The organism is Amycolatopsis orientalis DSM 40040 = KCTC 9412 (assembly GCF_000478275.1).
In the GTDB taxonomy this organism is placed as follows: domain Bacteria; phylum Actinomycetota; class Actinomycetes; order Mycobacteriales; family Pseudonocardiaceae; genus Amycolatopsis; species Amycolatopsis orientalis.
In genome coordinates this window covers 200665-208293 of sequence record NZ_ASJB01000051.1, presented here as the reverse complement: position 1 = coordinate 208293, position 7629 = coordinate 200665, and the positions used below count along the sequence as shown (strand labels likewise).

10 protein-coding genes are annotated in these 7629 nt (G+C 69.7%); 5 read left to right on the top strand and 5 right to left on the bottom strand.

The genetic code is table 11. From position 1 onward, the window contains the following. Window positions 1-66 precede the first annotated feature (66 nt). The gene (locus L324_RS17440) at window positions 67-1239 is read right to left on the bottom strand and encodes an MFS transporter (RefSeq protein WP_037308965.1); all 1173 of its coding nucleotides are present in this window, start codon (window positions 1237-1239) and stop codon (window positions 67-69) included. 194 nt (window positions 1240-1433) lie between these two features. After that, the gene (locus tag L324_RS17435; protein ID WP_037308962.1) at window positions 1434-1751 is read right to left on the bottom strand and encodes an ArsR/SmtB family transcription factor; all 318 of its coding nucleotides are present in this window, start codon (window positions 1749-1751) and stop codon (window positions 1434-1436) included. Between the two features lie 334 nt (window positions 1752-2085). Here L324_RS17435 and L324_RS17430 point away from each other — a divergent pair, with 334 nt between their 5' ends. Continuing rightward, window positions 2086-3255 carry an MFS transporter gene (locus L324_RS17430; protein ID WP_037308959.1) on the top strand — a complete coding sequence of 390 codons (1170 nt, stop codon included), beginning with the start codon at window positions 2086-2088 and terminating at the stop codon, window positions 3253-3255. A 3-nt stretch (window positions 3256-3258) separates the two neighbouring features. Here the strand turns inward: L324_RS17430 and L324_RS17425 are convergent, their stop codons facing one another. Continuing rightward, the gene (locus tag L324_RS17425) at window positions 3259-3447 is read right to left on the bottom strand and encodes a DUF1918 domain-containing protein (protein WP_037309052.1); all 189 of its coding nucleotides are present in this window, start codon (window positions 3445-3447) and stop codon (window positions 3259-3261) included. A 127-nt stretch (window positions 3448-3574) separates the two neighbouring features. On the opposite strand from L324_RS17425, the gene L324_RS17420 reads away from it, so the two are divergent. The 3 genes from L324_RS17420 to L324_RS17410 are packed head-to-tail and all read left to right on the top strand — an operon-like array spanning window position 3575 to window position 5368. Then, complete coding sequence (locus L324_RS17420) at window positions 3575-4219, top strand: spermine/spermidine synthase domain-containing protein (protein ID WP_037308955.1); 645 nt, start codon at window positions 3575-3577, stop codon at window positions 4217-4219. Beyond that, window positions 4201-4794 (top strand): hypothetical protein, encoded by a 594-nt coding sequence (locus tag L324_RS17415; RefSeq protein WP_037308952.1) that lies wholly within the window; start codon window positions 4201-4203, stop codon window positions 4792-4794. The genes L324_RS17420 and L324_RS17415 overlap by 19 nt, the downstream gene beginning before the upstream one ends. Before the next feature lie 7 nt (window positions 4795-4801). Next, a complete protein-coding gene (locus L324_RS17410) occupies window positions 4802-5368 on the top strand; it encodes a GNAT family N-acetyltransferase (protein ID WP_037308949.1) in 567 nt (188 codons plus the stop codon). On the opposite strand, the gene L324_RS17405 is transcribed toward L324_RS17410, so the two are convergent. Beyond that, window positions 5369-5956, bottom strand: a complete 588-nt coding sequence (locus L324_RS17405) for an HhH-GPD-type base excision DNA repair protein (RefSeq protein WP_037308946.1) — start codon at window positions 5954-5956, stop codon at window positions 5369-5371. It abuts the gene before it with no gap. 38 nt (window positions 5957-5994) lie between these two features. Further along, on the bottom strand, window positions 5995-6873 hold the full coding sequence (locus L324_RS17400; protein ID WP_037308943.1) for a LysR family transcriptional regulator ArgP: 879 nt from the start codon (window positions 6871-6873) through the stop codon (window positions 5995-5997). Between the two features lie 66 nt (window positions 6874-6939). On the opposite strand from L324_RS17400, the gene L324_RS17395 reads away from it, so the two are divergent. Beyond that, the gene (locus L324_RS17395; RefSeq protein ID WP_037308939.1) at window positions 6940-7554 is read left to right on the top strand and encodes a LysE/ArgO family amino acid transporter; all 615 of its coding nucleotides are present in this window, start codon (window positions 6940-6942) and stop codon (window positions 7552-7554) included. The last annotated feature ends 75 nt before the right edge of the window (window positions 7555-7629 follow it).

The following is a 7629-nucleotide window of genomic DNA, read 5'->3' as shown; positions in this document are numbered from 1 at the left end:
GCAACGACCCCTGGAATCCACCCCCTCGGCTGAGCCGAGGGAAGGGGGCCTTCACGCGCTTGAGGGTCAGGAAGCCATGGCCGGGGTGAGCCGGGCCTCGCGGCGGTCGAGGCCGCCGGAGACCGCGGCCAGGGAGAGCCCCAGCACGGCCAGCGACGCGCCGACCCAGTTGGGCGCGACCAGGCCGAGCCCGCCCGCGATCACCAGACCGCCGAGGTAGGCGCCGATCGAGTTCGCGATGTTGAATGCCGACTGCACCGCGGCGGAGACCAGCGACGGCGTCCCGCCCGCCTTCTCCATGATCCTGGCCTGCATCATCGGGCCGATCATGAAGCCGGCGAGGCCGACGAAGAAGATCGTCACCGCGGCGCCGACCTTCCCGTTCGCGGTGACGGTGAAGATCGCCAGCACCGTCGCGAGCGCGAACAGCGCGACGTAGAGGCTCGGCATCAGCGCCTTGTCGGCGAGCCTGCCGCCGAGGTAGTTGCCGATCGTCATGCCGACCCCGGCGAGCGAGAGCAGCAGGGTGACGTTCGACGGCGAGTAGCCGGTGACGTCGGTCAGCATCGGGGCGATGTAGGACAGGCAGGCGAACACGCCACCGAGGCCGAAGGTGACGATCGCGAGCGCGAGCCACACCTGCGGGCGGCGGAAGGCGCCGAGTTCGCCGCGGAGCGACGGTTCGGCCGGTTTACCCTGGTGGGGGACCAGTTTCGCGATCGCCGCGATGGCGACCAGACCGATCACGGCGACAACGCCGAACGTCGCGCGCCAGCCGACCTTCTGGCCGAGGAGCGTCCCCAGCGGCACGCCGACGACGTTGGCCAGGGTCAGGCCCATGAACATCATCGAGACGGCTTTCGCGCGTTCGCCCGGTTTGGCCAGGCTGGACGCGACGACCGCGCCGGCGCCGAAGAACGCGCCATGCGGCAGGCCGGCGAGGAAGCGGAAGGCGACACCGAACTCCTGGTTCGGCGAGAGCGCGAAGAGGGCGTTGCCGAGGGTGAACAGCCCCATCATCGCCAGCAGCATGGTCTTGCGGGGCAGCCGGACGGCGGCCGCGGTGAGCAGGGGAGCGCCGACCACGACGCCGAGGGCGTAGCCGGAGATGAGGTAGCCGGCGGACGGGATCGACACGCCGAAATCGGCGGCGGCTTCGGGCAGCACGCCCATCATGACGAATTCGGTGGTCCCGATGCCGAAGGCACCGATGGCGAGCGCGAGCAGCGCGACGGGCACGGCTCTCCTTTCGGGGGTCGTACTGGGTAAACGATTACTCGCCCACCGTCGCGGATGGGTTTCTGAATCGATTTAGGTCTCGGACACAAAAGAAGACAGCGCGTTCGGCCCCGACGTCGACGAGCTGTCCTGCGTCCAGTTCAACCGATCAAGGGTGCCTTTGTCATCCCGGTTTCGGGTGAGGCTGCCCACCCTCAGCGGCGGGCGGCGAGCACTCCCTGGAGCAGTCCGGGGAAGAGCTCGTCGAGATCGTTGCGGCGCAAGGAGTTGTAGCGCGTGGTGCCCTGCTGGCGGCCGATGATGATGCCCGCTTCGCGCAGGGTGCGCAGGTGATGGGTGAGTGTGGACTTGGTCACGGCGACGTCGAATCCGCTGCACGAGATCTCGGTGCCGGGTTCGGCGAGCTGGCGGACCATGTCGAGCCGCACCGGGTCGGCGAGCGCGGCGAGGACCGCCTCGATCCGGATCTCGTCCTGTCCGGGGTAGACGTACTGCGGGGTGGTCGCGGCCATGGGTCCATAGTACGACGCCCCTCGAACTTTCGGTGAGTTCGTAGTACGGTCACCATCGAACTACGACAACCATCGAACAACGACCCCTGAGCGACTTTCGCCCCCTAATCGCGCTCCGGCGCCAGCGGAGGCCCTCGGCACCGAGTCGCGTTCCGCCCCCTAATCGCGCTCCGGGCCGCACCCGGGCGACGGGGCCCCTGAGCGACTTTCGCGGGCTAACCGCGCTCCGGTGGCAGCCGGGCACCTGCGGCACCGACTTGCGTTTAGCCCCCTAATCGCGATCCGGGGCCGAGGGCGGAAGTGGCGTGAAAAGGGGTCTGGAGCTGGGGAGTCCATGACTTTCGCACCACCCAGGACCTCGGTGCTCGCACTCGGCACCTTCGCGGTCGGCACGAGCGGCTATGTCGTCGCCGGACTGCTGCCCGCGCTGACCGGCGAACTCGGCGTGTCCGAGACGGCCGCCGCCCAACTGGTCACCGCCTTCGCCATCGCGTACGCCGTCGGCTCGCCGCTGTTCGCCGCGGTCACCGGCCGTTGGGAGCGGCGCACGCTCCTGGTCGCCGCCCTTGTCGTCACCGCGATCGGCAATGCCCTCGCCGCCCTCGCGCCTGGATACGTGACGCTGCTCCTGGCGCGGATCGTCACCGCGATCGGCGCGGCCGTGTTCACCCCGGCCGCCAGCGCGGTCGCCGCCGAACTCACCACACCCGAACGCCGGGGCCGCGCCGTCGCGCTCGTCTTCGGCGGCCTGACCGTCGCGACGATCCTGGGTGTCCCGCTCGGCAGTGTCCTTTCGCAGAGCGTCGGCTACCAGGCCGTCTTCGCGCTCGTCGCGGCCTTCTCGCTCCTCGGCGCCTTCGCCGTCCGGCTGGTCCTGCCGTCCGTCCCGGCGCCGCCGCCGGTCCGGCTGGCCGAACGGTTCACCGTCGCCAAGGACCCCCGCGTACTCGCCATGCTCGGCGCGACCGTGCTCGGCTGCCTCGCCGCGTTCTCCGTCTACACCTTCATCTCGCCGGTCCTGTCCGCCACGGCCGGCGTCCACGGCACGACGGTCAGCCTGCTGCTGTTCGTCTACGGCGCGGGCGGCGCGCTCGGCAACGTCCTCGGCGGCCGCGCCGCCGACCGCTGGGGCGCGAAGGGACCACTGCTGGTCGTGTTCGGCGGGATCACCGTGGTGCTCGCGATGCTGCCGCTGGTGGCGACCACCGTCGCGGGCGCGGCCGTCGTGCTGTTCCTCTGGGGGCTGGCCACCTGGTCGGTCAACCCGCCGATCCAGCACCGGCTGATCGAGCTGTCCCGGCAGAACGCAGGGCTCGTCCTCTCGCTCAACGCGTCCGCGATCTACCTCGGCGTCGGCCTTTCCGGCCTCGTCGGGGGAGCGGTGCTCAGCGGCGGCGGGCCGCTCCTGCTGCCCGAGATCGCGGCGGCGCTGACCGCGCTCGGCGCGGTCGTGGTCGTGGCAGGCTGGCGGAGCCGCGTTCGGCGGCCCGCGTTGGCGGAGTGAGGACTATTCGGTCCCGGAAAGGACTTCGCAGTCGGGGCCCGGGAAAACCAGCCCTTCGTGCCCGTCGGCGAACCGGACGAGATACGGCGGTGCGCCGTCTTCGCCGCGTACTTCGAGGATTTCGCCGCGCTGCTCAGCCGAGCCCACCGTGCGTCCGTGCACCTGGATCTCGTCTCCGACGGTCGCGTGCATGAAAACCACCTCCGACGCCTCCAGGTTAGGAGCGTCGGAGGGGTTCGTACAGGTGTCCGCCACGATCGGCCGAGGACTTCGGCGAAATTCGCAGGCTCGCCGTGACGGCCGTCGATAAGCTGCCCGGATGACCGACGTACTCGACGTGGTGCCCGGGAAGAGCGGTGAACTGGTGCTCCGCCGGGCCGGTGACGATTTCGAAGTCATCGCCAACGGGGTGTTCCTGATGGACACCCGCAACGGCGAATCCGAACGACTGCTGGTCTCGGTGGCGGCGGATCTGGTGCCGGGCAAGGCACATATGCTCATCGGCGGCCTCGGCGTCGGCTATTCGCTGCGCGCCGCGCTGGATCACCCCGGCGTCGGCGAGATCGTGGTCGTCGAACGCGAACCCGCCGTGATCGGCTGGAACCGCGAGGGCCCGCTCAAGGACGTCCACGACGACGCGCTCTCCGACGTACGGGTCACCGTCGTCGAGGCCGATCTGGTGAAGTGGTTGCGCCGGACGGAAGAGCGGTTCGACGCGTTGTGTCTCGACATCGACAACGGTCCTGAGTGGACGGTCACGGACGGCAACGCAGAGCTGTACCGGGAAGACGGGCTCGACATGCTGGCTGCGCGGCTACGGCCCGGCGGGGTGCTCGCGGTGTGGAGCGCCGAGTCGGTGCCGTCGTTCGCGAAACGGCTGCGCGCGCGGTTCGGCCAGGTGCGGGAGCTGAAGATCCCGGTGCCACAAGGAGAACCGGATGTCCTGTGGTTCGCGCGGGTGTAGCGGACGCGGCGCGGGTCAACGCGAGCTGGTGCGACGCGGTGTGCCGCGCGCACGGGCTCACAGGTGCCTTCTCCCGCCACGTCTGGAAATCGGCGCGCCGGACGCCGCCGCTGTACCCGGACGCGGTGACCTTGACCCCCGACGCGTCGGTTGCGGACGTACTGGACGGGATCGACACTTCGCCGGGCTGTTCGGTGAAGGACAGCTTCGGCCGCCTGGATCTCGCGCGGGCGGGTTTCACGGTGCTCTTCGAAGCCACCTGGATCACTCGGACGGCTCGGGTGCCCCTCGAACCGGGCTGGTCCCGCACCGATGACGAGTTCGGGGACCCGTCCGTCGCGGTGTGGTCCGACGGTGTCTCCGGCGTGACAGCCAACCGCGACGGCGACTTCGCCGGACTGTCCAATTTATACACTCAAGGCGACCTCGGCGACGCCTGGCGCGGCGCGACCTCGGCGGTCGCGGCGAGTTTCCCCGGTCTGCCGATCACCGGTTACGAACGCGGAGACGATCTCGAAGCCGCCTTGCGGAACGGCTACACGGCGCTGGGGCCGCTGCGGGTCTGGCTGAAATGATCGCCGCATGGAGATCACGACCTGGCACCTCGAACAGACCTCGCCGGACGATCTGAGCGCGGCGAAACCACCCGCCGTCCCGGTGACGATCACCCGCGCCGAGCTGGTCAGCCCGGAGCTGAACCGCTACCTCTACACCGCCGTCGGCGGCGACTGGTTCTGGATCGACAGGCTCGCCTGGACCTGGGACCAGTGGATCGAGTGGCTGGACAGGCCGGGCGTCGAGACGTGGGTGGCGTACGCGCAGGGGACGCCGTGCGGCTACTTCGAACTCGACGGCAGCGGAGAGGGTGAAGTCGAACTCGCGTACTTCGGCCTGTTGTCGTCCTTCGTCGGAAAGGGCATCGGCGGGCATCTGCTGACCGTCGCGCTCCGCGAGGCATGGGCGCTCGCCGAGCGCTGGCCCGGCAAGACGGCGACGCGACGCGTGACGGTGCACACCTGCACCTCGGACGGCCCGGCCGCGCTCAAGAACTACCAGGCACGCGGCTTCCGGATCTTCCGCACCGAAGTCGGGCAGGAAGAACTGCCCGCCGAGACACCGGGGCCGTGGCCGGGAGCGGCGAAGAAGTAGTTACTTCGCCGGTGCCTTGGCGGCGGCCTTCGCCGCCTTCTTGAACGCCCGCACCTCGCCGAGGGTCTTCGCGTCGACGACGTCGGCGATCGAACGCCGGGAGCCGCGGTCGCCGTACGAGCCGGTGGCCGCGCGCCAGCCCTTCGGCTGCACGCCGAGCTGCTTGCCGAGCAGCGCGAGGAAGATCGCGGCCTTCTGGTCGCCGAAGCCGGGGAGCGCCTTCAGTCGTTTGAGGACCTCGGGGCCGTCCGGCTTGGGGCGCCCGGAGGTCCAGATCCCGGCCGCGTCACCGTCGTAGACGTCCATGACGTGCTGCGCGAGATCCTTGACCCGCCGCGCCATCGAGCCGCCGTAGCGGTGGATCGCGGGTGGGACCACGCAGAGTTCGACGAAGGTCTCGGTGTCCATCTCGTGGATCTTCTTGATGTCGAAACCGTCCATCCGGTCCGCGATCTTCTGCGGGCCGCGGAACGCGTGTTCCATCGGGAACTGCTGGTCCAGGAGCATCCCGACGAGCAGGGCGAACGGGTCCTCGGTCAGCAGCCTGTCGGCTTCCTCGTCCCCGACCAGGTGCAATGCGCGCGTCATGCGCCCAGGATCTCACGCCCGGGCCGGTGAGCGCGTCCTCATCCGTGTGGGTCGACCAGAAGGTCCGCGGCCGCGGTGGTGACCGCGGCCGACACCGCCGCGAGCGCGGGGGAGTCGAGTTTCCACTGCTGCCAGAACAGCGGCACGTCGATCGGGTGGTCCGGGGCGAGAGAGAGGAACGTCCCGTCGCGCAGGCGGTCGCCGATCTGCGCGAGCGGCACCATGCCCCAGCCCATTCCGGCCGCGACGGCGTCGAAGAACCCTTCGGACGACGGGACGTAGTGCCGCAGCGGACTCGCGATCGTCCCGCGCTCACGCGCGAAGCGGTCCTGGAGGTCGTCACGGCGGTCGAAGATGACGACCGGGGCTTCGGCGAGGTCGAGGTCCGTGCCGAGCGCCGGGCTCACGACGGCCAGGTAGCGCATCTGCCCGAGCCGGTGCACCGAACACCCCGCGACCGGATCCGGCGACGACGTCACGGCCGCCATCACCAGGCCTTCCCGCAGCAGGGTCGTGGTGTGGTCCTGATCCTCGCGGTGCAGTTCGAAGCAGATCTTCTGGTCGGCCGGCACCCGGGTGAGCGCGGGCAGGAACCACGTCGCCAGCGAGTCGGCGTTCACCGCGATCGGCAGCCGGACCGGTTCGTCGCCCGCGGTCAGGCCCAGTTCGGCCCGCGTGTCGGCCTCCAGCAAGGCCAGCTGACGGCCGAAGCGCACGACGGCCTGCCCGGATTCGGTCAGGCGCACCGGTTTCGTGCGGATCAGCAGTACCCGGCCGGTGCGCTGTTCGAGTGCCTTGACGCGCTGGCTGATCGCCGACGGCGTCACGTGCAGCGCCGAGGCGGCCGCGTCGAAGGTGCCTTCGTCGGCGACCGCGAGCAGGGTGCGGACCAGGTCGAGCGGCAGATCGGTCATCATGAGTGCTAATGTTACGTAAGAATCTTTAGCTGTACTGTTGACGCTCCGCTTTCTAATGTCCTCCGTATGGAAGACGTCCTGTTCAGCGCGGCCGCCGGATTCGGCGCCACCATGGCCCTCATCGTCGCGATCGGCGCGCAGAACGCCTTCGTGCTGCGTCAGGGCATCCGCCGTGAAGCGGTCCTCGTGGTGGTCCTGATCTGCATCGTCTCGGACGTCATCCTGGTCAGCCTCGGTGTCGGCGGGGTGGGCGCCTTGGTGGGGACGTCGCCCGAAGCGCTGACCATCGTCGCCCTGGTCGGCGGTGCTTTCCTGCTCTGCTACGGCGCACTCGCGGCCCGGCGCGCGGTCAAACCGGCGGCACTGGAGACCGGCGGCCCGGAGACCGGTGGATCGCTGCGCCGCATCGTGCTGACCACGCTGGCGCTCACCTGGCTGAATCCGCACGTCTACCTCGACACCCTGCTCCTCCTCGGCGCGATCGCCGCGGGGCACGGCGGCGGCCGGTGGGCGTTCGGAGTCGGTTCGGTGCTGGCGAGCGTGATCTGGTTCCTCGTGCTCGGCTTCGGCGCGCGGCTGCTCAGCGGCTTCTTCCGCAACCCGGCTTCGTGGCGAATCCTCGACGGTCTGGTCGCCGCGACGATGATCGCGCTCGGCGTGACGCTGGTGGTCAGCGCCTGATCGGTTGCGGGGCGCCGCGGGCAGTTGTATGCATGAGTCATGCATGAATGTCGCGTGCGGTCCCGCGACTGCGTG

Coding starts and splice junctions, on each gene's coding strand:
- L324_RS17435 (WP_037308962.1), bottom strand. CDS start 1,751: ATGGCCGCGACCACCCCGCAGTACGTCTACCCCGGACAGGACGAGATC.
- L324_RS17430 (WP_037308959.1), top strand. CDS start 2,086: ATGACTTTCGCACCACCCAGGACCTCGGTGCTCGCACTCGGCACCTTC.
- L324_RS17425 (WP_037309052.1), bottom strand. CDS start 3,447: ATGCACGCGACCGTCGGAGACGAGATCCAGGTGCACGGACGCACGGTG.
- L324_RS17420 (WP_037308955.1), top strand. CDS start 3,575: ATGACCGACGTACTCGACGTGGTGCCCGGGAAGAGCGGTGAACTGGTG.
- L324_RS17410 (WP_037308949.1), top strand. CDS start 4,802: ATGGAGATCACGACCTGGCACCTCGAACAGACCTCGCCGGACGATCTG.
- L324_RS17405 (WP_037308946.1), bottom strand. CDS start 5,956: ATGACGCGCGCATTGCACCTGGTCGGGGACGAGGAAGCCGACAGGCTG.
- L324_RS17400 (WP_037308943.1), bottom strand. CDS start 6,873: ATGATGACCGATCTGCCGCTCGACCTGGTCCGCACCCTGCTCGCGGTC.
- L324_RS17395 (WP_037308939.1), top strand. CDS start 6,940: ATGGAAGACGTCCTGTTCAGCGCGGCCGCCGGATTCGGCGCCACCATG.